The 22,136-nt window shown below is 71.0% G+C and carries 17 protein-coding genes; 12 read left to right on the top strand and 5 right to left on the bottom strand.

Features of this window, described 5'->3' with window-relative positions; all coding sequences use genetic code 11:
* Nucleotides 1-219 precede the first annotated feature (219 nt).
* Nucleotides 220-1,524 (bottom strand): glycosyltransferase, encoded by a 1,305-nt coding sequence (locus tag P3T29_RS20600; protein WP_280718007.1) that lies wholly within the window; start codon nt 1,522-1,524, stop codon nt 220-222.
* 140 nt (nt 1,525-1,664) lie between these two features.
* Nucleotides 1,665-2,105 carry an SRPBCC family protein gene (locus P3T29_RS20595; RefSeq protein WP_280718006.1) on the bottom strand — a complete coding sequence of 147 codons (441 nt, stop codon included), beginning with the start codon at nt 2,103-2,105 and terminating at the stop codon, nt 1,665-1,667.
* Nucleotides 2,106-2,222: 117 nt separating this feature from the next.
* Here P3T29_RS20595 and P3T29_RS20590 point away from each other — a divergent pair, with 117 nt between their 5' ends.
* Nucleotides 2,223-3,116 carry a HipA family kinase gene (locus P3T29_RS20590; RefSeq protein ID WP_280718005.1) on the top strand — a complete coding sequence of 298 codons (894 nt, stop codon included), beginning with the start codon at nt 2,223-2,225 and terminating at the stop codon, nt 3,114-3,116.
* A gap of 68 nt (nt 3,117-3,184) precedes the next feature.
* On the opposite strand, the gene P3T29_RS20585 is transcribed toward P3T29_RS20590, so the two are convergent.
* A complete protein-coding gene (locus P3T29_RS20585) occupies nt 3,185-4,516 on the bottom strand; it encodes a glutamine synthetase family protein (RefSeq protein WP_280718057.1) in 1,332 nt (443 codons plus the stop codon).
* A 301-nt stretch (nt 4,517-4,817) separates the two neighbouring features.
* Between P3T29_RS20585 and P3T29_RS20580 the strand changes: the two genes are divergently transcribed.
* From P3T29_RS20580 to pssA, 11 genes are all read left to right on the top strand, one after another.
* The gene (locus P3T29_RS20580; RefSeq protein WP_280718004.1) at nt 4,818-5,462 is read left to right on the top strand and encodes a TetR/AcrR family transcriptional regulator; all 645 of its coding nucleotides are present in this window, start codon (nt 4,818-4,820) and stop codon (nt 5,460-5,462) included.
* A 110-nt stretch (nt 5,463-5,572) separates the two neighbouring features.
* A complete protein-coding gene (locus P3T29_RS20575) occupies nt 5,573-7,075 on the top strand; it encodes an MFS transporter (protein WP_280718003.1) in 1,503 nt (500 codons plus the stop codon).
* Nucleotides 7,076-7,545: 470 nt separating this feature from the next.
* A complete protein-coding gene (locus tag P3T29_RS20570) occupies nt 7,546-9,321 on the top strand; it encodes a 3-hydroxybutyryl-CoA dehydrogenase (RefSeq protein ID WP_280718002.1) in 1,776 nt (591 codons plus the stop codon).
* Nucleotides 9,322-9,527: 206 nt separating this feature from the next.
* Nucleotides 9,528-10,436, top strand: coding sequence for a TetR family transcriptional regulator (locus P3T29_RS20565; RefSeq protein ID WP_280718001.1), 909 nt, complete (start codon nt 9,528-9,530; stop codon nt 10,434-10,436).
* Nucleotides 10,437-10,793: 357 nt separating this feature from the next.
* Nucleotides 10,794-12,131 carry a crotonyl-CoA carboxylase/reductase gene (gene ccrA / locus P3T29_RS20560; RefSeq protein ID WP_280718000.1) on the top strand — a complete coding sequence of 446 codons (1,338 nt, stop codon included), beginning with the start codon at nt 10,794-10,796 and terminating at the stop codon, nt 12,129-12,131.
* The gene (locus tag P3T29_RS20555; RefSeq protein ID WP_280718056.1) at nt 12,128-14,152 is read left to right on the top strand and encodes a protein meaA; all 2,025 of its coding nucleotides are present in this window, start codon (nt 12,128-12,130) and stop codon (nt 14,150-14,152) included. Before ccrA ends, P3T29_RS20555 begins: the two co-directional genes overlap by 4 nt.
* A gap of 22 nt (nt 14,153-14,174) precedes the next feature.
* Nucleotides 14,175-15,137 carry a CoA ester lyase gene (locus P3T29_RS20550; protein WP_280717999.1) on the top strand — a complete coding sequence of 321 codons (963 nt, stop codon included), beginning with the start codon at nt 14,175-14,177 and terminating at the stop codon, nt 15,135-15,137.
* A gap of 4 nt (nt 15,138-15,141) precedes the next feature.
* Nucleotides 15,142-15,648 (top strand): MaoC family dehydratase, encoded by a 507-nt coding sequence (locus P3T29_RS20545; protein ID WP_280717998.1) that lies wholly within the window; start codon nt 15,142-15,144, stop codon nt 15,646-15,648.
* A gap of 149 nt (nt 15,649-15,797) precedes the next feature.
* A complete protein-coding gene (locus P3T29_RS20540) occupies nt 15,798-17,000 on the top strand; it encodes an acyl-CoA dehydrogenase family protein (protein ID WP_280717997.1) in 1,203 nt (400 codons plus the stop codon).
* A gap of 583 nt (nt 17,001-17,583) precedes the next feature.
* On the top strand, nt 17,584-18,276 hold the full coding sequence (locus tag P3T29_RS20535) for a phosphatidylserine decarboxylase (RefSeq protein ID WP_280717996.1): 693 nt from the start codon (nt 17,584-17,586) through the stop codon (nt 18,274-18,276).
* Nucleotides 18,263-19,144: a CDP-diacylglycerol--serine O-phosphatidyltransferase gene (pssA, locus tag P3T29_RS20530; protein ID WP_280717995.1), complete on the top strand. Its 882-nt coding sequence runs from the start codon at nt 18,263-18,265 to the stop codon at nt 19,142-19,144. Before P3T29_RS20535 ends, pssA begins: the two co-directional genes overlap by 14 nt.
* Before the next feature lie 79 nt (nt 19,145-19,223).
* On the opposite strand, the gene P3T29_RS20525 is transcribed toward pssA, so the two are convergent.
* On the bottom strand, nt 19,224-20,732 hold the full coding sequence (locus tag P3T29_RS20525) for a hypothetical protein (protein WP_348532848.1): 1,509 nt from the start codon (nt 20,730-20,732) through the stop codon (nt 19,224-19,226).
* Nucleotides 20,733-20,900: 168 nt separating this feature from the next.
* A complete protein-coding gene (locus tag P3T29_RS20520; protein WP_280717994.1) occupies nt 20,901-22,016 on the bottom strand; it encodes an alpha/beta fold hydrolase in 1,116 nt (371 codons plus the stop codon).
* Between the last annotated feature and the right edge of the window lie 120 nt (nt 22,017-22,136).

The following is a 22,136-nucleotide window of genomic DNA, read 5'->3' as shown; positions in this document are numbered from 1 at the left end:
ATTTTCCGGATTGCCCCCCAGGGGGGTCGGCAGCCAGAAATAGCAACGAAGCAGGCAAAATCAGACATTACCGAACGCTGGCTTGATTTCAGGAAGTTGACTTGCCATTTCATTCCACCCGCCCATTAATCAGACTTTCGGATTTGAATCCTCGGCCACTTGGTCCAGGTTCGAATACAGCAGCACCTTCGCGGCGAGCATTCACGGTCTGAGAAACGATCAGGACCGCCGGGAGACACGGGCGGCACGGCGCGCCGATCGCGGCGCGGGGGCACCGGGGGTGGTAGCCCCGGGAGGGTCCGACGGGGGGCTCGGGGACGAAGTCGGAGGTGAACTCGGGGGTGAACTCGGGGAGGGACTCACGGAGGGACTCGCGGAGGGACTCATGGGGGGACTCGCGACGGAATTCGTTCGCAGAACAGTTCGGTAGAGATCGTCCACCTGTGCGATCACATTCCGCACGTCGTGCCGGTCGGTCACATGCCGGCGCGCGATCGCTCCACGACGTTCGCATTCGATCGGATCAGACAGCGCCTCGATCAGCCTGCGAGCGAGTTCCGCAGGATTCTCCGGCTCCACCAGGCAGTCCGCCACCTGCCCCGGCGGCAGGCACTCGCGGGCCCCCGGAACATCCGAGAGCAGCACCGGACGCCCCGTCGCCATCGCCTCCAGCGGCGCCAGTGCCATGCCCTCCCAGCGGGACGGCAGCACCACCAGATCGGCGGCGGCCAGCCACGGCCTGGGGTCCGCGACGTCGCCGGCCAGCCGCACCCGCGATGGCTCCGGCAACTCACGTACCTGGTCCGCGAGTTGGGTGGCTTCCGGGCCGTCACCGACCAGCGCGAGGCGCGCGGCGGGGAGCCGCCCGACCACCTCCGGCCAGGCGGCGAGCAGGACGTCCTGGCCCTTCTGCCGGCAGAGCCGACCGACACAGACCGCGAGCGGGGCGTCCAGGTCGAGCCCCAGCGACATCCGGGCGGCGCGACGGGCGGCCGAGTCGGCGGGGGCGTAGTGCCGGACGTCCACTCCGTTGGGGATCACCCGCCAGTCGGCCGGCAGACCGGCCGCCTCCCCGTCCAGCCGCTCCCGCTCGCTGACGCAGAGCACCGACCGGGCCCACCGGGTGGCGAACCGCTCCCAGCGCAGGGTGGCGTTGGCGAGCGGGCCCTCGACGGCGGCGAACGACCAGGCGTGCGGCTGGAACACGGTCGGCACCGAACCCCGCACGGCCAACCGCCCCGCCAGCCCGGCCTTCGCGCTGTGCAGATGCAGTACATCGGGTTTGGCCCCCCGGACGATCCGGCGCAGCCGCCACACCTCCGCCGCCGTGCCGGGACCGGGCGAGCGTCCGGCGGGCCAGTCCAGCACCAACGCCCCCGCGCCGGCCGCCTCGGCAGCCAGCCTGCCGCCCTGCGGACAGGCGACCAGTACCCGGCACCCGGCCTCGCGCTGCCCCCTGACCAGGTCGACCACGACGCGGGCGACACCACCGTCGACGGGCTGGGAGATATGAAGGATCGTCATGTGCACGGCCGCGAGCCTAGGTCGGCGGTATCCCCCCGCCGGGTGCTCTCACCCACTCCGGGGTACAGAACCACTCGTCCGGGGGTAAACATGCGCAACTGGGTCCCCCAGGGGGCGGGCGCCCTGAGGGACCCGACGGGTTACTTGACCTCGTCCGCGAGGCGGGCGAGCACGGAGTCGTGGATCCGGTTCAGCCCCTTCGGTGCGAAGGTCCGCTCGAAGAAGCCGCCGATGCCGGTGGCGCCCTGCCAGGTCGTCTCGATGACCACCTTGGCCTGGTTGTCACCGGCTGTGGTCACCGTCCAGGTGATCACCATGCTGGAGTTGGCGTCCGTCTCGACCAGCTTGCGGGGGCTCGGCTCGGTGACGGTGAACAGGCAGTCCCGCACCCGCTTCTCGGTCGCCTGGAGCTTCCAGTGCACCTTGGTCCCCGCGCCGGTGCCGCCCGCCTCGACCTCGTACTCGCTGTACTGGGCGGGCAGCAGCTTCGGCCGGGTGACCGTGTAGTCGGCCAGCGCCTCGTACACGCGCTCCGGGGACGCCTGGTAGACCCGCTCGGTGGTGGCGTTGACCTGTCCCATGACTGAACTCTCCTCGACTACGACTGTGGCTGCGGCTGCGACGTTTGGAAGCTGCGCGCCACAGCCAATCACCGGCGTCCACCCGTTCCAAACCGGGGCCGGGTTAGGCTGGCCGGTGTGCTTACCGAGGTGACTGCGCTGCGCTACCTGGACCCGCTGCGGGCGGGCGGCTCCGTGCCCGGGATCGTGGAGACGGACGACCTGGGCACGTACGTGGTCAAGTTCTCCGGTGCCGCGCAGGGGCACAAGGCGCTGGTCGCCGAGGTGATCGTCGGGGAGCTGGCCCGGCGGCTGGGACTGCGGGTGCCCGAACTGGTGCTGGTGGACTTCGATCCGGCGGTGGCCGCCGATGAGCCCGACGCCGAGATCCAGGACCTGCTGAAGGCCAGCTCGGGCGTCAACCTCGGGATGGACTACCTGCCGGGCGCACGCGACTTCGAGCGGAAGATGCTGGACGTGGACCCCGTCGAGGCGGGCCGGGTGGTCTGGCTGGACGCGCTGACCGGCAACGTCGACCGCGGCTGCCGCAATCCCAATCTGATGGTCTGGCACGGCGCCCTCTGGCTGATCGACAACGGCGCCGGGCTGATCTTCCACCACCGCTGGTCGGGCGCACACGCCTCACTGCTCAAGGCGTACGACCTGAGCGACCACGCACTCGGCGCCTACCGGCCCGACGTCCGCGCCGCCGACGCCGCGCTCGCGCCGCTGGTCACGGAGGGCCTGCTGCGCGAGGTGGTGGCCCTGGTTCCCGAGGAGTGGCTGACCGACGAGCCGGGCTTCGGCTCGGTCGGCGAGCTGCGGGAGGCGTACGTCAAGCACCTGGCAGCCCGCGCGGCAGGCTCCGCCGCCTGGCTCCCGGACGGCTTCGCCTCGCCCGAACAGTTGCGTGCAGCAGCGGCCGAGCGAGCGGCGACGACCCGCGCGGGCCGTCCGGCCTGGCTGCAGCAGGTACCTGACCTGCACGGGAAACCCGCCGTGGAGTCGGACTGGAGCAACCACGTCGGGTGACACGCCGGGCGAACAGAGGCACCGGGGTAACCACCCTTTCGTGACCCCCCGATCCCGTTTACGAAGCCTCAGTACCGCCACCGCGTGGCCGCGATGATCTCCTCCGGGGTACGCCCCGCGAACAGTTCGACCTCCGCGCGCCGCACCGCCAGCACCGCCGAGAACAGCTGGGCGCCGAGGGCCTCCCGCAGCAGCACGGACTTCTCGTACACGTCGAGTACCTCCGGCAGGTCGGCCGGCAGCCGCTCGGCCGCACCCGGTGCCGACGGGTCGCCGGTGACCTCGGGCGGCAGGGGGTCGCCGAGGTCGAGGCCGGCCAGGCCGGCCGCGAGCACCGCCCCGACCGTCAGGTAGGGGTTCGCGGCGGCGTCGAAGCACTTGATCTCGGCATTGGCCTGGGCGCCCGTCGAGCCGGTGATCAGGCGCAGCGCGGCCTCCCGGTTCTCCAGCCCCCAACACCGGTACGCCCCGGCCCAGCGCGAGGGCACCAGCCGCAGGTAGCTGGCCACGCTCGGCGCGCCGAGCGCGAGCAGGGCCGGGAGTTGCGCGAGCACTCCGGCGAGGAAGGCCTCGGCCTCGGGCTGGAGTCCGTGCGGGCCCGGGCCGCCGTGCCCGAGGTTCTGCCCGTCCCGCCAGAGGCTGAGGTGCAGGTGGCCGCCGTTGCCGACGGCCCCTTCCGTGACGACGGGTGCGAAGGAGGTCCGCAGGCCGTGGCGCGCCGAGACACCGCGCACGGTGTGCCGGATCAGCATCACCGTGTCGGCCGCCTCGACCGGCCCCTCCGCCGCGACCGAGACCTCGAACTGGCCCGGGGAGTACTCGGGATGAATCTGAAGTACCGTCAGACCCTGGGCGGTGAGCGCCTTCAGGACATCTCGCAGATAGTCGGAGAGTTCGATGAACCGGTTCATCCCGTACGCGGGCCCGGTGGCAGCGGGGTCGCCGTGGGCGTCGGCGACCACCCACTCGACCTCGATCCCGGCCCGTACCGCCAGGCCGCGCCGCTCGAGCGTCTCGGTCATCCGGCGGGCGAAGCGCCGCTGGCACCCCGGGTGCGGCACGCCGTCCTGGGTGTAGCGGTCGGCGGGCGCCCAGGCCCAGCCGGGCTGGGCGGCCAGCGGGGACAGGCGGGCGAGATCCGGGACGAGCCGGAGATCGCCGACCGGGCCGTCGCTGAACGGGCTGCTGGTGCTCGAGTCGTCGACCAGGAACACGTCGAAGCAGGGCGCGGCTCCGACGCCCCACTCAGCGGCGTGCTCCAGCTGCCCGACGGGGACGGCCTTGACCCGGGTGACGCCGGCGTTGTCGACCCAGCCGAACACCACCCCTTCGATACCATCGGCGGCGAGTCGGACGGCGGCCAGTCGGGCCTGCGCCGCGCGTTCGGCGCGGGGCTGCATGCTGCTCATCCGCCCATGCTGCCCGGCCCGACGGCCCGACCGGCAGCAGCCGTGCGGACGATTCACTCATCCGGGGACGGCAGCTCAAACCATCTTGTGACGCAGGTCACACTTCGTCGCGAAATATCCGGGGACTTCTCCCCCGTTTACCCGTATGTTCGAAGAACCGGGGAAAATCTCCCCGGAACACCGGCAGAGGACCGCAGCCGAAGTACGCGTCCCGAAGTACGTGTCCCGAAGTACGCGTCCGAAGCCGCCACCCGAACCGAAGCCCGAGCCCAAGCCCGAGGGGAGCCCGATCATGACCACAGTCGCCGCCGGACCGGCAGCACCGCGTCTGCGGGCCGACGCCTCCCGCAACCGGGCTCGGATCCTCACCGCAGCGCGCGAGGCGTTCGTCGAACACGGCGCGGACGTGCCGTTCGACGAAATCGCGCGACGCGCGGGGGTCGGCAATGCCACCATGTACCGTAATTTCGCGGACCGCCGGGACTTGATCCACCAGGTGACCCTCTCGGTGATGGCCCGCGTGCTGGGCCACGCCACCGAAGCCATGGCCGAGGAGGCCGACAGCTTCGACGCCCTCTGCCGGTTCGCCCACGCGGCGGCCGACGAGCGGATCGGCGCCCTCTGCCCGATGGTCTCGGACCACGTCGACCTCGCGGACCCCGAGCTGGAGCAGGCCCGGGCCGACCTGGTGCGGGGTGTCACCGAACTCATCACGCGGGGCCAGCAGAACGGGCGGATCCGTACCGACGTCGGCGCCGGTGACTTCGTGATCGCGCTGAGCCAGCTGACCCGCCCGCTTCCCGGCACCGCGTGCCTGGATCTCGACCAGTTCGCCCACCGGCACCTGCAGCTCCTCCTGGACGGCCTGCAGGCTCCGGCCCGATCGCCGCTGCCCGGCCGGGCAGCGACCATGGAGGACTTCCAGCGGCGCTCCTGAGCCGCTCGCCTGCCCCCAGCACCCAAGACTTCCGCGCCCAAGAGTCCGCAGCTCGGACTCCGCACCTCCGCTTCCGCACGCTCGCACCGCACACATAAGTGGGTACCTCCATGTCCCAGACCGTCCCGCAGCCGGACCCCCGGCGCTGGAAAGCGCTGATATTCATCGGCCTCGCGCAGCTGATGGTCGTCCTCGACGCGACTGTCGTGAACATCGCGCTCCCCTCCGCCCAGGCGGACCTCGGCATCTCCGACGCCAACCGGCAGTGGGTGATCACCGCTTACGCCCTCGCCTTCGGTGGCCTGCTGCTCTTCGGCGGACGGATCGCCGACCTGTGGGGACGCCGACGGACCTTCATCGTCGGCCTGACCGGCTTCGCGCTCGCCTCCGCCCTCGGCGGTGCCGCCGCGAACACCGCGATGCTGCTCGGCTCCCGGGCCCTGCAGGGCCTGTTCGGCGCACTGCTCGCCCCGGCGGCGCTCTCGCTGCTCGCGGTGATGTTCACCGAGGCCCACGAGCGGGCCAAGGCGTTCGGCATCTACGGCGCGATCGCCGGTGGCGGTGGCGCGATCGGTCTGATCCTGGGCGGCCTGCTCACCGAGTACATGAACTGGCGCTGGACCTTCTTCGTCAACATCCCGTTCGCGGCGGTCGCCATCGCCGGTGCGGTGCTGATCATCCGCGAGCCCGGCGGCGCCCGTAACAGCAACCGCCTCGACATCCCCGGCGTCCTGCTGGTCACCTCCGGCCTGGTCTCGCTGGTCTACGGCTTCACCCGCGCCGAGACGGACGGCTGGACCTCCGGCATCACCCTCGGCCTGTTCGCCGCCGCCGTCGTCCTGCTGGCCTCGTTCGTGCTGGTCGAGAGCAAGGTCAAGGCCCCGCTGCTGCCGCTCCGGGTGATCCTCAACCGCAACCGTGGCGGCGCCTACCTGTCGCTCGGCCTGGCCGTGATCGGGATGTTCGGGCTCTTCCTCTTCCTGACGTACTACATGCAGAAGGTGCTGAACTACAGCCCGGTGCTCACCGGTGTCGCCTTCCTGCCCATGGTCGCGGGCATGATCACCGGCTCGACCCAGATCGGCGCCCGGCTGATGACCAGGGTCCCGCCGCGCTACCTGATGGCCCCCGGCTTCCTGACCGCCTCGGTCGGCCTGCTGATCCTCACCCAGATCAAGGTGGACAGCTCGTACCCCGCCCTGATCCTGCCCGGCCTGATCCTGATGGGCCTCGGCATGGGTACCGCGTTCATGCCCGCCATGAGCCTGGCCACGCTCGGCGTCGAGCCGCGCGACGCCGGTGTCGCCTCCGCGATGGTCAACACCTCGCAGCAGGTCGGCGGCGCGATCGGCACCGCTCTGCTGGCCACCATCGCCAACAGCGCCGCCACCGCGTACGCCAAGGCACACCACGTCGGCCCGACCGCGTCGCCGCTGGCCCACGCCCAGACCATGGTGCACAGCTTCTCGACCGCGATCACCTGGTCCTTCGGCATCCTGGTGCTGGCCGCGCTCATCGCCGGCCTGCTGATCAACGCCGGCCACCAGGGCACCCAGCCGGTCGTCGGCGAGGACGGCGAGGTCCTGGACGCCATCCCGGTCATGGCGCACTGACCCACCGGCAACTGACCCACCTGCCCCACCCGTAACAGCGAAGCCCCCGCCTCCTCGGAAAACTCCCGGGAAGTGGGGGCTTCGTCATGCCCGCACCCTTCCCTACCTGGCGGTAACTTCGCTACAGTGACCGCACGCACCACCGCTGGGCTTCGGGAGCCGCACCAGCGGGGCCGCCGTCCGACGTGCCATCGCACGTTTCACGGACGCGATCGCAGCGTTCTCCACACCTTCACTCAGCGACACCGCACTCAGCGCGCCTGAGCACCACGGCACACCCGCAGCAGAGCCGGAGCGGACCGGCCTGCTCGCAAGTGCCGCACCCGTCATTCCCTCCCGTTCCCGTGCCGTCGCACGTACCCCCGCGTTCTCACGCACCCCGCAACGCCGCTCGATCCCACCGGACGAGCAGGCCGGGCGGCTGGGCACGCGGACGTCGGCACGGGTCCCATGACAAGGAGTCAGGACCTATGGAGCGTCCCTTCCCCACCGTCGCCGTGGTCGGCCTCGGCACCATGGGCGCCGGCATCGCCGTCGCCATCGCGCGCAGCGGCCGCCGGGTGATCGGCATCGAGGCCGACTCCGGCTCCGCCGCCCGGGCGCTGGCCCGGATCGAGGAGGCCACCGCGCACGCCGTGCAGCGCGAGCGGCTCACCGCCGAGCAGCGCACCGGGCTGCTCGAGCTGATCTCGGTCGGCGACCGGCTCGACGCGGCCGCCACGGCCGATCTGGTGATCGAGGAGGTCCCCGAGCAGCTGGAGCTCAAGCGCGAGATCTTCGCCGAGCTGGACCGGATCTGCCCGCCGGAGACCGTGCTCGCCACCGGTACGACCGCGCTCTCGGTGACCCGGATCGCCGCCGCCACCGCCCGCCCCGAGCGGGTGCTCGGCCTGCACTTCTTCAACCCGGTGCACTCGATGAAGCTGGTCGAGGTGGTCCGCACCGTCCTGACGACCCCTCAGGTCGCCGAGGAGGCCGCCGCCTTCGCCCGCGAGCTGGGCAAGGAGCCGGTCGCGGCGGGCGACCGGGCCGGGTTCGTGGTGAACGGCCTGCTCTTCGCGTACCTCAACCAGGCCGCCGCGATGTACGAGTCGAAGTACGCGACGCGCGAGGACATCGACGCCGCGATGCGGCTCGGCTGCGGCCTGCCGATGGGTCCGCTGGCCCTGCTCGACCTGATCGGCGTGGACACCGCGCGCACCGTCCTGGAGGCGATGTACGAGCAGTCCAAGGACCGGCTGCACGCGCCCGCGCCGATCCTCGGCCAGCTGGTCGCCGCCGGGCTGCTGGGCCGCAAGTCCGGCCGTGGCTTCTACACCTACGAGGCACCCGGTTCGTCCAAGGTGGTCGCCGGGACCGCCGAGCAGACGGCCGCGCGGGTGGCGGGCCGGGAGATCCGCAGCGTCGGTGTCTGCGGCTCCGGGACGATGGCGACCGGGATCGCCGAGGTCTTCGCCAAGGCCGGCTACCAGGTGCTGCTGACCGCCCGCAGCCAGGAGAAGGCGGACAAGGCCAAGGCGCAGCTGACCAAGTCGCTGGAACGTTCCGTCGCCAAGGGCCGCCTCACCGAGGCGCAGCGGGACGAGGCGCTGGCGCTGGTCACCCCGACCGGCCGGTACGGCGATCTGGCCGAGGCCGACCTCGTGGTCGAGGCGGTGGCCGAGGATCTCGCGGTGAAGCGTGAGCTGTTCGCGACCCTGGACAAGATCTGCAAGCCGGGCGCGGTGCTGGCGACCACCACCTCCTCGCTGCCGGTGATCAGCTGCGCGACCGCGACCTCGCGGCCGCAGGACGTGATCGGCATGCACTTCTTCAACCCGGCGCCCGCGATGAAGCTGGTCGAGGTGGTCTCCACCGTGCTGACCGGCGCGGATGTCACGTCCACCGTGCTGGAGCTGTGCGGGAAGGTCCGCAAGCACGCGGTGGAGTGCGGTGACCGGGCCGGGTTCATCGTGAACGCGCTGCTCTTCCCGTACCTGAACGACGCGGTGCGGATGCTGCAGGAGCACTACGCGACGGTGGACGACATCGACACCGCGATGAAGCTCGGCTGCGGCTACCCGATGGGCCCGTTCGAACTGCTCGACGTGGTCGGGCTGGACGTCTCGCTGACCATCGAGCGCGTGCTGCACCAGGAGTTCCGCGAGCCCGGCCTCGCCGCCGCGCCGCTGCTGGAGCACCTGGTCGCGGCGGGTTGCCTGGGTCGTAAGACGGGGCGTGGCTTCCGCGACCACGCACGCCGGTGAACGGCCTGCCGACGGGCGGCCCATCGGCGGGGCACGACCCGGTGGACCGGAACGGTCTCCCGCTGCGACCGGCCTGGAGCCCGGGGGCGGCCTCGTCCCGGTGGCCCCGGCCGGTGGCGGCGCGGCCCGTCCCGACGGGAGCGGTGGCGCCGGTGCGCAGAGCAAAGGCGGCGGCCTCGGGACCAGGGGCGTGTAGCGTTCCGGGCATGGACCGGGCTCAGTCATCCACCGAAACGTCTCTCCTGGAGCAGCAGGACTCCGTACGGCCCGCCACCGAGGCGGGCGCCGGCAACCGCCGGGCGGCCGCCCAGCGGCAGCAGATGCGCCAGGACCTGGCCACGGCCGCGATGGAGCTGTTCGCCACCCAGGGGTACGAGGAGACGACGGTCGACCAGATCGCCGCCGCCGCCGGGGTGGCCCGGCGGACCTTCTTCCGGTACTTCCGGTCCAAGGAGGAGGCGATCTTCCCGGACCACGACGACACCCTGATCCGGGTCGCCGACCTGCTGGCCAGCTCCGACTACGAGGAGCACCCGCTCGACGTGGTCTGCCGGGGCATCAAGGAGGTGCTCCGGATGTACGCCTCCACGCCCGGGGTCTCGGTGGCGCGGTACCAGCTGATCCGCCAGGTGCCCGCGCTGCGCGAGCGCGAGATCGCGGTGGTCTCCCGGTACGAGCGGCTGTTCACCCGGTACCTGCTGGGCCGGTTCGACGCGGCCGAGGAGATCCCGCCGGGCTGGCAGCGCGGCGGGGACGACGACTCGATGCTGGCCGAGGTCTCGGCGGCGGCGGTGGTCGCGGCCCACAACCACGTACTGCGGCGCTGGCTTCGGGCCGGCGGCTTCGGGGACGTGGAGGCGCAGCTCGACCACTCCTTCGAGGTCATCCGGAACACCTTCTGGGCGACGGCTCCGACGGGTGCCCGGCGGCGTGGCACGACTGTGGCACCGGGTGCCACTGGTGACACCGCGACGCCGATGGAGGCGAGTGCCATCAGCGCACTCAGTGCCAGCCCGGGGGGTGAGGTACTCATCACAGTGGCCCGCACGGACGCCCCGCTGGACCTCGTGGTGGACAGCATCCGGGCCGCGCTGGCCGGCGCACAGGCCACCTGACATCCCACATATCCGCAGGTCAGAGCGGTATCGAAGGCCCGCCCCGCAACTGCGGGGCGGGCCTTCCGCATGCCGCCCGAGCGGAGGCTCGAACGGCAGTCGCATTCACCCGAATTGATGACACCCAGTGTCTTTACGAGTGGCACAGGGTGCCACTACCTTGTTACTCACCAGTCGCGGCGCCGCGGCTCCCCACCTCGGCGCGCCGTGTCGGGTGCGACACCACCACTCGTCGCGCAGGCCCAGATCCACCCAGATCGACTCACTCACTCAGACCGACAGCGAAGCCGGTGTCCGCGCCCGGCTCCCCCAGACGCCCTGTGCCCCCCTCACACAGGTACGCCTTCGGAGGCAGCCATGAAGGAAATCCTCGACGCAATCCTCAGCTCCGACAGCACCTCGGCGGACTTCGCCGCGCTGAAGCTGCCGGAGTCCTACCGGGCGGTCACGCTCCACAAGGACGAGGAGCAGATGTTCGCCGGCCTCGCCAGCCGCGACAAGGACCCACGCCAGTCCCTCCACCTCGAGGACGTCGCCCTGCCGGAGCTCGGCCCGGGCGAGGCCCTGGTCGCCGTGATGGCCAGCGCCGTGAACTACAACACCGTGTGGAGCTCGATCTTCGAGCCGGTCTCCACCTTCGGCTTCCTGGAGCGGTACGGCCGCCTGTCGCCGCTCACCAAGCGCCACGACCTGCCGTACCACGTGGTCGGTTCGGACCTGGCGGGCGTGGTTCTGCGGACGGGCGCCGGCGTCAACGCCTGGAAGCCGGGCGACGAGGTGGTCGCGCACTGCCTCTCCGTCGAGTTGGAGAGCTCCGACGGCCACAACGACACGATGATGGACCCTGAGCAGCGGATCTGGGGCTTCGAGACCAACTTCGGCGGCCTGGCCCAGCTGGCGCTGGTCAAGACCAACCAGCTGATGCCCAAGCCCGCCCACCTCACGTGGGAGGAGGCCGCCTCCCCCGGCCTGGTCAACTCCACCGCCTACCGGCAGCTGGTCAGCCGCAACGGCGCGGGGATGAAGCAGGGCGACAACGTGCTGATCTGGGGCGCGAGCGGCGGGCTCGGCTCGTACGCCACCCAGTACGCGCTGGCCGGCGGCGCCACCCCGATCTGCGTGGTCTCCAGCGAGCAGAAGGCCGACATCTGCCGGGCGATGGGCGCCGAGGCGATCATCGACCGCAGCGCCGAGGGCTACAAGTTCTGGAAGGACGAGAACAACCAGGACCCGCGCGAATGGAAGCGCCTGGGCGGCCGGATCCGCGAGCTGACGGGCGGCGAGGACGTGGACATCGTCTTCGAGCACCCGGGCCGCGAGACCTTCGGCGCCTCGGTCTACGTCACCCGCAAGGGCGGCACCATCGTCACCTGCGCGTCCACCTCCGGCTTCATGCACCAGTACGACAACCGGTACCTCTGGATGTCGCTGAAGAAGATCGTCGGCTCGCACTTCGCCAACTACCGCGAGGCCTGGGAGGCCAACCGCCTGGTGGCCAAGGGCAAGATCCACCCGACCGTCTCCAAGGTCTACACCCTCGACCAGACCGGCCAGGCCGCGCTGGACGTGCACCACAACAAGCACCAGGGCAAGGTCGGCGTGCTCTGCCTGGCTCCGGGTGAAGGCCTGGGCGTGCGCGACACCGAGCTGCGCGAGAAGCACCTCCCGGCCATCAACCGCTTCAGGGACATCTGATGACGCGTCAAAAAGACCGGCCCTGGCTGATGCGTACCTACGCGGGCCACTCCACCGCGGCCGACTCCAACGCGCTCTACCGGAAGAACCTCGCCAAGGGGCAGACCGGCCTGTCGGTGGCCTTCGACCTGCCGACTCAGACGGGGTACGACTCGGACCACATCCTCGCCCGTGGCGAGGTCGGCCGGGTCGGCGTCCCGGTGGGCCATGTGGGTGACATGCGGGCACTGTTCGACGGCATCCCGCTCGAGCAGACCAACACCTCGATGACGATCAACGCCACCGCGATGTGGCTGCTGGCGATGTACCAGGTGGTCGCCGAGGAGCAGGGTGCCGACATCACCAAGCTCACCGGCACCACCCAGAACGACATCGTCAAGGAGTACCTCTCGCGCGGGACGCACGTCTTCCCGCCCGGCCCCTCGGTGCGCCTTATCACCGACATGATCGCGTACACCGTCGCCAACATCCCCAAGTGGAACCCGATCAACATCTGCAGCTACCACCTGCAGGAGGCCGGGGCCACCCCCGTCCAGGAGATCGCGTACGCGATGTGCACCGCGATCTCGGTGCTGGACGCCGTCCGTGACTCCGGCCAGGTGCCGGCCGAGCGGATGGGCGAGGTGGTCGCCCGGATCTCCTTCTTCGTGAACGCGGGCGTCCGCTTCGTCGAGGAGATGTGCAAGATGCGCGCCTTCGCCCGCCTGTGGGAGAAGGTCACCCGCGAGCGCTACGGCATCGAGGACGAGAAGCAGCGCCGCTTCCGGTACGGCGTCCAGGTCAACTCGCTCGGCCTGACCGAGGCCCAGCCGGAGAACAACGTCCAGCGGATCGTGCTGGAGATGCTCGCCGTCACGCTCTCCAAGGACGCCCGCGCCCGGGCCGTCCAGCTGCCGGCCTGGAACGAGGCGCTCGGCCTGCCCCGGCCGTGGGACCAGCAGTGGTCGCTGCGCATCCAGCAGGTGCTGGCCTACGAGTCGGACTTGCTGGAGTACGGCGACATCTTCAACGGCTCCGAGGTGATCGAGACCAAGACCGCCGAGCTGCTCGCCGGCGCGGAGGCCGAGATCGCCAAGGTGCTGGAGATGGGCGGGGTGATTCCGGCCGTCGAGTCGGGCTACCTGAAGTCCAACCTGGTGGCCGCGCACGCCGCCCGGCGGGCCCGGATCGAGTCGGGCGAGGACAAGATCGTCGGGGTGAACTGCTTCGACACCACCGAGGAGAGCCCGCTCACCGCCGACCTCGACGCCGCGATCATGGTGATCGACCCGGCCTCCGAGCAGTCCGTCCTGACCGCCCTTCAGCAGTGGCGCGGCAAGCGCGACGAGCCGGCCGTGCAGACGGCGCTGGAGCAGCTCAAGACGACGGCCCTCACCACCGACAACCTGATGCCCGCCACCCTCGCCTGTGCCCGCGCCGGGGTCACCACCGGAGAGTGGTCCTTCGCCCTGCGCGACGTCTTCGGCGAGTACCGCGCGCCCACCGGCGTCGGCGGCGCCCCGGTCGCGGTGGCGGCCGAGCCGGGCGGCGAACTGGCCGCCGTCCGCGAGGCGGTGGCGGCCACCGCAGCCGAGCTCGGCGTCGGCAAGCTCCGCCTGCTGGTCGGCAAGCCCGGCCTGGACGGGCACTCCAACGGCGCCGAGCAGATCGCCGTCCGGGCCCGCGACGCCGGGTTCGAGGTGGTCTACCAGGGCATCCGACTGACGCCCGAACAGATCGTCTCCGCCGCCGTCGCCGAGGACGTGCACTGCGTCGGCCTGTCGATCCTCTCCGGCGCCCACCCGGAGCTGGTTCCGGACGTTCTGCACCGGCTGCGCCGCGCGGGGGTGGAGGATGTCCCCGTGATCGTCGGTGGCATCATCCCGGCAGCGGACGCCGAGACCCTGAAGGCCGCCGGCGTCGCCGCCGTCTTCACCCCGAAGGACTTCGGCATCACCACCATCATCGGCCGGATCGTCGACGAGATCCGGCTCGCCAACAGGCTCCAGCCTTGGGCCGCGGCCACCGCCGCTACCAGCTGACCCGGAAGGACGAACCACCCCTATGACTACCGTCAACCGGCTCCGCCCCCGCCGTTCCTGTCTCGCCGTCCCCGGGAGCAACCCGCGCTTCCTGGAGAAGGCCCAGGGCCTGCCCGCCGACCAGGTCTTCCTCGACCTGGAGGACGCCTGCGCCCCCCTGGTCAAGGAGAGCGCCCGCCACAACATCGTGGACGCCCTGAACAACGGCGACTGGGGCAAGAAGACCAAGGTCGTCCGGGTCAACGACTGGACCACCCACTGGACGTACCGGGACGTGATCACGGTAGTCGAGGGCGCCGGCCCGAACCTGGACTGCATCATGCTGCCCAAGGTCCAGGACGCGACCCAGGTGAAGGCGCTCGACCTGCTGCTCACCCAGATCGAGAAGACCATGGGCTTCGAGGTCGGCAAGATCGGCATCGAGGCGCAGATCGAGAACGCCAAGGGCCTGGTGAACGTCGACGAGATCGCCGCCGCCTCCGCCCGGCTGGAGACGATCATCTTCGGCCCGGCCGACTTCATGGCCTCGATCAACATGAAGACCCTGGTGGTCGGCCAGCAGCCCCCCGGCTACCCGGCGGACGCCTACCACTACATCCTGATGCGCATCCTGATGGCCGCCCGGATGCACGACCTGCAGGCGATCGACGGCCCGTACCTGCAGATCCGCAACAACGAGGGCTACCGCGAGGTGGCCGGCCGCGCCGCCGCGCTGGGCTTCGACGGCAAGTGGGTGCTGCACCCGGACCAGGTCGGCGCCGCGAACGAGATCTTCTCGCCCTCGCAGGAGGACTACGACCACGCCGAGCTGATCCTCGACGCCTACGACTACTGCACCTCCGAGGCCGGTGGCGCCAAGGGCTCCGCGATGCTCGGCGACGAGATGATCGACGAGGCCAGCCGCAAGATGGCCCTGGTCATCGCGGGCAAGGGCCGGGCCGCCGGCATGGAGCGCACCACCAAGTTCGAGATCCCGGGGGCCTGACGCCATGCAGTTCGGACGCACCTACGAGGAGTTCGAGGTCGGCGCGGTCTACAAGCACTGGCCCGGGAAGACCGTCACCGAGTACGACGACCACCTCTTCTGCCTGCTGACCATGAACCACCACCCCCTCCACATGGACACCAACTATGCGGAGAAGACCACCGACTTCGGCAAGAACGTGGTGGTCGGCAACTACATCTACTCGCTGCTGCTCGGCATGTCCGTCCCGGACGTCTCCGGCAAGGCGATCGCCAACCTGGAGATCGAGTCGCTGCGGCACATCGCACCGACCTTCCACGGCGACACCCTGTACGGCGAGACCGTGGTGCTCGACAAGTGGCCGTCCAAGTCCAAGGACGACCGCGGCATCGTCTACGTCGAGACCAAGGGCTACAAGCAGGACGGCACGGTCGTCTGCATCTTCCGCCGCAAGGTGATGGTGCCGACCGAGACGTACATCAAGGCGCGTGGCGGCGAGCAGCCCGGCCGCCCGGAGCCGCTCTCCCAGTAGTCCAGCAGGACAGAGCCCGGCTCTTCCCAAGACCCCGGCCGAGGCGCCGCCGTCATCGGCTCCTCACCGGTCACGGGGGCTCCACGGAAGTCACGCTTCGTGGAGCCCCCACAACTCCCCACCCTTACTTCTAGTTCTGGAGCCGCACGATGGGACGCCTCGCACAGACCGACGGCCTCACCGAGATCCAGCGGGACATCCTCGCCACCGTGCGGGACTTTGTCGACAAGGAGATCATTCCGGTCGCCACCGAGCTGGAGCACAAGGACGAGTACCCGACCGCCATCGTGGAGGGGATGAAGCAGCTCGGCCTCTTCGGCCTGACCATCCCCGAGGAGTTCGGCGGGCTCGGCGAGTCCCTGCTGACGTACGCGCTGGTGGTCGAGGAGATCGCCCGTGGCTGGATGTCGGTCTCCGGCATCGTCAACACGCACTTCATCGTCGCCCACATGATCAACGCGCACGGCACCCAGGAGCAGAAGGAGTACTTCCTGCCCCGGATGGCGGCCGGCGAGATCCGTGGCGCCTTCTCGATGTCCGAGCCCGGCCTCGGTTCCGACGTCGCCGCGATCTCCACCAAGGGCGTCAAGGACGGCGACGAGTACGTCCTCAACGGCCAGAAGATGTGGCTGACCAACGGTGGCACCTCCACCCTGGTCGCCGTCCTCTGCAAGACGGACGAGGGCGGCAGCACCCCCTACAAGAACATGACCACCTTCCTGATCGAGAAGACGCCCGGGTTCGGTCCGAACCCGACCGTCCCCGGGCTCACCGTGCCCGGAAAGATCGAGAAGATGGGGTACAAGGGCGTCGACACCACCGAACTGGTGCTCCAGGACGTCCGTATCCCTGCGAATCGTGTGCTCGGTGGCGTCACCGGCAAGGGCTTCTACCAGATGATGGACGGCGTCGAGGTCGGCCGCGTCAACGTCGCGGCCCGTGGCTGCGGCGTCGCCCGCCGCGCCTTCGAGCTGGGCATCTCGTACGCGCAGCAGCGCTCCACCTTCGGCAAGAAGATCTGCGAGCACCAGGCGATCCAGTTCAAGCTGGCCGAGATGGCGACCAAGGTCGAGGCGGCACACCAGATGATGGTGATGGCGGCCCGCAAGAAGGACAGCGGCGAGCGCAACGACCTCGAGGCCGGGATGGCGAAGTACCTGGCCTCCGAGTACTGCAAGGAGGTCGTGGAGGACTCCTTCCGCATCCACGGCGGCTACGGCTTCTCCAAGGAGTACGAGATCGAGCGCCTCTACCGCGAGGCTCCGATGCTCCTGATCGGTGAAGGTACTGCGGAGATCCAGAAGATGATCGTGGGTCGCCGCCTGCTGGAGGAGTACCGCCTCGCGGAGTAGGTCACCGGCCGGCCCACCGATCATTTTAAGACTGACCGGCATTGGCAGCCCCACCCACCATGTACCGGTCGGTCCGAGAGCGTCCGCCCCCTACCGGCGGACGCCCCAAGCCTGGAGGCGGGCGTGCGGGTCCGCCTCCGACCGCCGCCGCCACCGTGATGATCCCCGGCCTGGTCAGCCGTGGGGAGCGGTGCGGGGGCACGGGGAGAGCCGCAGGGCGCGTATCGAGAGGTACGCGCCCTGCGGCCGCCCCCGCACACCTGTTTTCGGCCACGCTCGAACCAGGCTCCGGCCCGGCTCGAGTCGGGCTTCGACCACCCGTGCCACCCGGTCAACTGCGTTCGGTTTGAGACATGGCTCACGCAGTTCGCCGGACCCCTTGGGGAACCGGAGCGCCCGAGCTACGGTCGTATACATAGCAGGCATAGATCGGCACCGCGCAGGACACCTGAACATGCAGGCGGCTTGCCCACCTACCGCCTGGTCCCGATAGCATCCACCGGGACAGCAGCCGTCTCTTTTCACTCGATCCCCGCGGTGGCCCCCGTCCAGCGGCCATGATCCCCCGCGACTAAGGTCTTCGATGCCCATCAGCCCGTCCCCTCACACCTCCGTTCCGGATGGCGATGTCCTCGCCACCCCGGTGGCCGGTCGGCGCCCGCGCGTGACCATCGCTCGCGGAGCAACCCCCTGGTTCGTCCCCACGTTGGCCACCGCCGCGCTCACCACCGCCCTCACCAGGCGGAGCGGCAAGTGGGCCGTGGCGGCGGTACCGGCCTGTGCGCTGAGCGCGGGCATGCTGTGGTTCTTCCGCGACCCCGAGCGTGAGATCGGCCCGGGCAGAGTGATCTCGCCCGCCGACGGTGTGGTGCAGAGCATCGACGCCTGGCCGGACGGCCGGACTCGCGTGGCGATCTTCATGAGCCCGCTCAACGTGCACGTCAACCGCGCGCCGCTGCCTGGCACCGTGACGTCCGTCGAGCACATCGCCGGTGGCTTCGTCCCGGCGTTCAACAAGGACAGCGACCGCAACGAGCGGGTCGTGTGGCATTTCGACACCGAGCTCGGCGACATCGAGATGGTACAGATCGCGGGGGCCGTGGCCCGCCGCATCGTGCCGTACATGGACGCCGGCACCAAGGTCGAGCAGGGCGAGCGGGTCGGGCTGATCCGTTTCGGTTCCCGCGTCGACACCTACCTGCCGGTCGGCGTCGAGGTCGGCGTCGAGGTCGGCCAGAAGACCACTGCCGGGGTGACGCGCCTTGACCGTGACTGATCCTGAGACGTTGGTCGGTCTGGGGGACGACGACGAGACGGACCTACGTCGTCGCCGCTGGGCCCGCGACCGCGAGCTCCGCGCTCCGCGTTCGCCCCAGCACCTCTCCACCGCCGACTTCCTGACCCTGGGCAACGCCGTCTGCGGCTTCCTGGCGATCTACTCGATCACCACCGGGGTCCTGATGCCGCACATCACCGGGGAGTCCCACTCCCCGAACCGGAACAGCGCGGCCACCGCCGTGACGCTGCTGCTGATCGGTGCGATGTGCGACCTGTTCGACGGCCTGGTGGCCCGGAAGCTGCGCTCCTCGGCGCTGGGCGCCGAGCTCGACAACCTCGCCGACCTGATCAGCTTCGGTATCGCGCCGGCCTACTTCGTCGCGGTCTGGGGCATCGTCTCACCGGACAGCAACCAGCAGCTCTCGGCGCTCATCGCGCTGACCGTGCTGCTGGCGGTCGTGCTGCGGCTGGCCCGGTTCTCGACCGTGAAGATGCGGCCCGGGGTCTTCCAGGGCATGCCGTGCCCGATGGGCGCCATGACGGTGATCGCCATCGTGCTGCTGGACCCGCCGCTGCTGCTCGGCCTCGCGATGATCTTCGGCGTGGCCTACCTCATGGTCAGCCGGATCGAGTACCCGAAGCCGCAGGGCCTGCTGGCCACCGCCACGCTCTGCTGGATCGTGGTCAGCATCGGCTGCCTGGCGGCCTGGGCGGCCGGTCTGCCCGGCGGTGACACCCTGATGCACATCGGCGCGATCGCCCAGATCACGCTGGCCGCGATGGCACCCCTGCTGGTCATCCGCCGCAAGGTGGGCCAGAAGGTCGGCGACGTCCGCGCCCGCCGCGCGGAGTCCAAGGGCTGCTGACCAGGGCTGCTGACCCGAGTACAGAAGACGAAGGGCCCGGATCCTGACGGATCCGGGCCCTTCGCTTTTGCGACAAGCGCTACGCGCCGCCGCCCCGGTGGACGCTGAAGGCGCTGCGGCGGGCCGCCCGGGCGACGGCCGGGTCGGGGTGGACGCCTGCCACGGCGGTGAGGACGGAGGCGGCGCGGGGGTGGCCGGACTGGCGGGCCCGGTTGAACAGCCGGACGGGCTCGCCCGCCGAGGCTCCCTCGACGTGGCCGACCAGGAGTTCGGTCTCACCGTGGTCGAGGACTGCGGCGGCCGTGTCCACCCAGAGCCAGGCGGCGTCCTCGGCCGTCAGCACGTCGGCCGGCGCGCAGCCACCCTCGTCCGACTGCTCGGCGAGCCAGAGCAGCGCATACGGGCGCAGTACAGGCTCGTCCACGGCCGCGCGGACGGCCTGCTCGGCGGTGCCCCCGGCGACCCGCAGGGCTTCGAAGGCGAGGCCGCGCAGCAGGGCGTCCTCGCCCTGGGCGGCGTCGAGCAGCTCGGCGACGGCCCGGTCGACCGGGCGGGCGGCGACCCAGGCGCGGTACTCGGCGCGGGCGGGACCGGGTGAGTAGTTGGCGCAGGCGTCCAGCAGTTCCAGGGCGCTCTGCTCGATGTGCCCGGCGGCGGTCTGGGCGACCGTGCAGATCTCCTCCAGCTTGGCGCGGACGGCCCAGTGCCCCAGGGAGGAGAGCTCGGCGGCCTCGCCCTGGCGGATGACGGCGCCGACGGCGGCCAGTCCGTCCAGCATCCAGTCCAGGACGGCGGCGACGTCGGAGAGCGCGTGCGGGGTGTCGATCTGCGGCTCGCGGCAGGTGCCGCGCACGGCGGAGACGGCCGAGGCGGCGTGCGGGACCGGGGAGAGCGCGCCGGCCCCGGCGCCGGCGCCGTGGCGGCGCTCGTCCAGGCCCCGGCGGAGCAGTTCGAGCAGCTCGCTGTCGGGGACCGGTCCGTCCACCAGGTGCAGGAAGGAGAGCAGCTGCGGAGCCTGGTCGACGGCCTGCCCGGCCAGCACCGCGAAGACGCCGCGCAGCGCGGCGGGCGGTACGGGGGCGAGCAGCGTCCAGGCGTCGAAGAGCGCGGACCAGCCCCGGACGACGGCCTCGTCGTCGTGCTCCCAGGCGTGCAGGCGCCAGCCGGGGGCGGCGCCGCCGTCGCGGGCCTCGACCAGCCCGACCAGCAGGGCCTGGCCCCAGGCCCTGGCGGCGGCGGGGACGGTCATGGCGAGGGCGCGGCCGGCGGCGCGGGCGTCCTCGGGGAGGAGTTCGCCACGCTTGTCGACCCGCTCCAGCTCGCCCGCCCAGCGCGCGATCCGGACGGCGTCGGCCAGCATCCGCCGGGCCGGCGGTGCCAGCTCGGCGGGCGCCGGGAAGCCGTCGGGCATGGGTACGCGCCCGCGCCCCGGCTTGGCGGCGGGGGTACGGCGGCGGGCTGCGAGGGGATCGGCCGGGCGGGCGCCGTCGGCACGGCGGGCCGTACCGGGCAGACGGGTCACCGTCGCACCGGCACCGATCGTCGGCGGGGGCGGGGCATCACGGTCGCGCGGGTTCCGAGACGTCACGCCGTGCAGTCTTCCCCGTGCACGGGCCATCTGTCACATCGACTTAGGTGCATCTTCCGGAGTCCGGCGCCCGGGGCGGGCAGAGATCGGGCAACCCCCCGCAAACCGGGCTCTCACCAGGGCCGATATGGCATGACCACGACAGCCATGGCGCTCGGAGCAGGACGCTCAGAGCAGCGGGGTGAGCCAGCGGCGCAGGGTCTCGGTGTAGCCGGCCGGGTCGGCGTTCCAGAGGGCGGCGTGGTCGGCGCCCGCGACGGGGTGCAGGCTCACCACGTCCTCCCGGAGGTGCGCGAGGCGCTCGGCGGCCGCGTAGGGGGCGAAGTCGTCCGCCGGGCTGTGCAGCAACAGCGTGGGCGCGTGCAGGTCCGCACCGTCGGCGAGCCGGGCGAAGCTCGCCAGGTCGACCTTGGCGCGGCCCTGTGCGGCCAGCGCGCCGAGCCCGGCGAGCGGCGCCGGCACGCCGGAGCGGACGACCTCCTGCCGGACCGTGGCGGGCCAGTCGAGGACCGGGGAGTCCAGCACCAGTCCGGCGACCGACTCGCGCCAGTCCGAGCGCGCGGCCGCCTGGAGCGCGACGGTGGCGCCGAGCGACCAGCCGTAGAGGATCACCTTCCCGGCGCCACTGGTCAGCGCGAGCCGGATGGCAGCCTCGATGTCGCGCCACTCGGTCTCACCGAAGTGCCCGAGCCCGTCGGGCGAGGCCGGCGCACCCTCGTCGCCCCGGTAGGTGACGGTGAGGGTCGGGAGCAGCAGCGACTTCAGCACCGGCAGCACCGGCAGCGCCTGCGAGCGGTCGGCGCCCGGCCCGTGCACCAGGACCACCCAGGTGCCGCGCACACCGGCGGTGTACCAGGCCGGGAGCGAGCCGAGCTCGCCGTCGGACGCGGTCTCGATGTACTCCAGACCGAGGGCCGACTCCGGGTTGCCGAGGTACACCCGAGGGGTCAGCCGGACCTCCGTACCGACGTCGAGCGTGCCGCTGTCGGCGCGCTCCAGCCGACGGGTGACGGTCTGGACGTCGGTGCGCAGGATCTCGCCGATGACCGCGTGCCCGTCGCGCCCCCACTCCAGGGCGTAGCGGCCCGGGCGGGCGGTCTCCGGGGTGCGGCTGAGCGTGACCCGGCCGGCGCCCAGGGCATGCACGCGCAGGGCGACGGTGGCGGCGGGTTCGGCCCCCTCCAGGTGGACCACCCGCTCGGAGACCTTGCGACCGAGCAGCAGGACGGCCACTCCGGTCCCGACGGTGGCGGCCGCGACGATCGCGGCGGTTCCCCAACGCATGACGCTCCCCGGTACAGCTGACGAGACGGTGTCCGATTGCGGACGGTACGTTCCCAGTCCACCGGCTGTGGGCCTGCCGTGCCAGTGGGAGGAGCCCGTACGAGGAGGCCGGGTCGGACC

This window comes from Kitasatospora sp. MAP5-34, from assembly GCF_029894335.1.
Taxonomy (GTDB): domain Bacteria; phylum Actinomycetota; class Actinomycetes; order Streptomycetales; family Streptomycetaceae; genus Kitasatospora.
The sequence above is the reverse complement of the archived record's forward strand: the minus strand, read 5'-3'. Positions and strand labels throughout refer to the sequence as shown.

Coding starts and splice junctions, on each gene's coding strand:
- P3T29_RS20550 (WP_280717999.1), top strand. CDS start 14,175: ATGACTACCGTCAACCGGCTCCGCCCCCGCCGTTCCTGTCTCGCCGTC.
- P3T29_RS20540 (WP_280717997.1), top strand. CDS start 15,798: ATGGGACGCCTCGCACAGACCGACGGCCTCACCGAGATCCAGCGGGAC.
- P3T29_RS20565 (WP_280718001.1), top strand. CDS start 9,528: ATGGACCGGGCTCAGTCATCCACCGAAACGTCTCTCCTGGAGCAGCAG.
- P3T29_RS20575 (WP_280718003.1), top strand. CDS start 5,573: ATGTCCCAGACCGTCCCGCAGCCGGACCCCCGGCGCTGGAAAGCGCTG.
- P3T29_RS20580 (WP_280718004.1), top strand. CDS start 4,818: ATGACCACAGTCGCCGCCGGACCGGCAGCACCGCGTCTGCGGGCCGAC.
- P3T29_RS20600 (WP_280718007.1), bottom strand. CDS start 1,524: ATGACGATCCTTCATATCTCCCAGCCCGTCGACGGTGGTGTCGCCCGC.
- P3T29_RS20585 (WP_280718057.1), bottom strand. CDS start 4,516: ATGCAGCCCCGCGCCGAACGCGCGGCGCAGGCCCGACTGGCCGCCGTC.
- P3T29_RS20520 (WP_280717994.1), bottom strand. CDS start 22,016: ATGCGTTGGGGAACCGCCGCGATCGTCGCGGCCGCCACCGTCGGGACC.
- P3T29_RS20570 (WP_280718002.1), top strand. CDS start 7,546: ATGGAGCGTCCCTTCCCCACCGTCGCCGTGGTCGGCCTCGGCACCATG.
- ccrA (WP_280718000.1), top strand. CDS start 10,794: ATGAAGGAAATCCTCGACGCAATCCTCAGCTCCGACAGCACCTCGGCG.
- P3T29_RS20545 (WP_280717998.1), top strand. CDS start 15,142: ATGCAGTTCGGACGCACCTACGAGGAGTTCGAGGTCGGCGCGGTCTAC.
- P3T29_RS20535 (WP_280717996.1), top strand. CDS start 17,584: ATGCCCATCAGCCCGTCCCCTCACACCTCCGTTCCGGATGGCGATGTC.
- P3T29_RS20595 (WP_280718006.1), bottom strand. CDS start 2,105: ATGGGACAGGTCAACGCCACCACCGAGCGGGTCTACCAGGCGTCCCCG.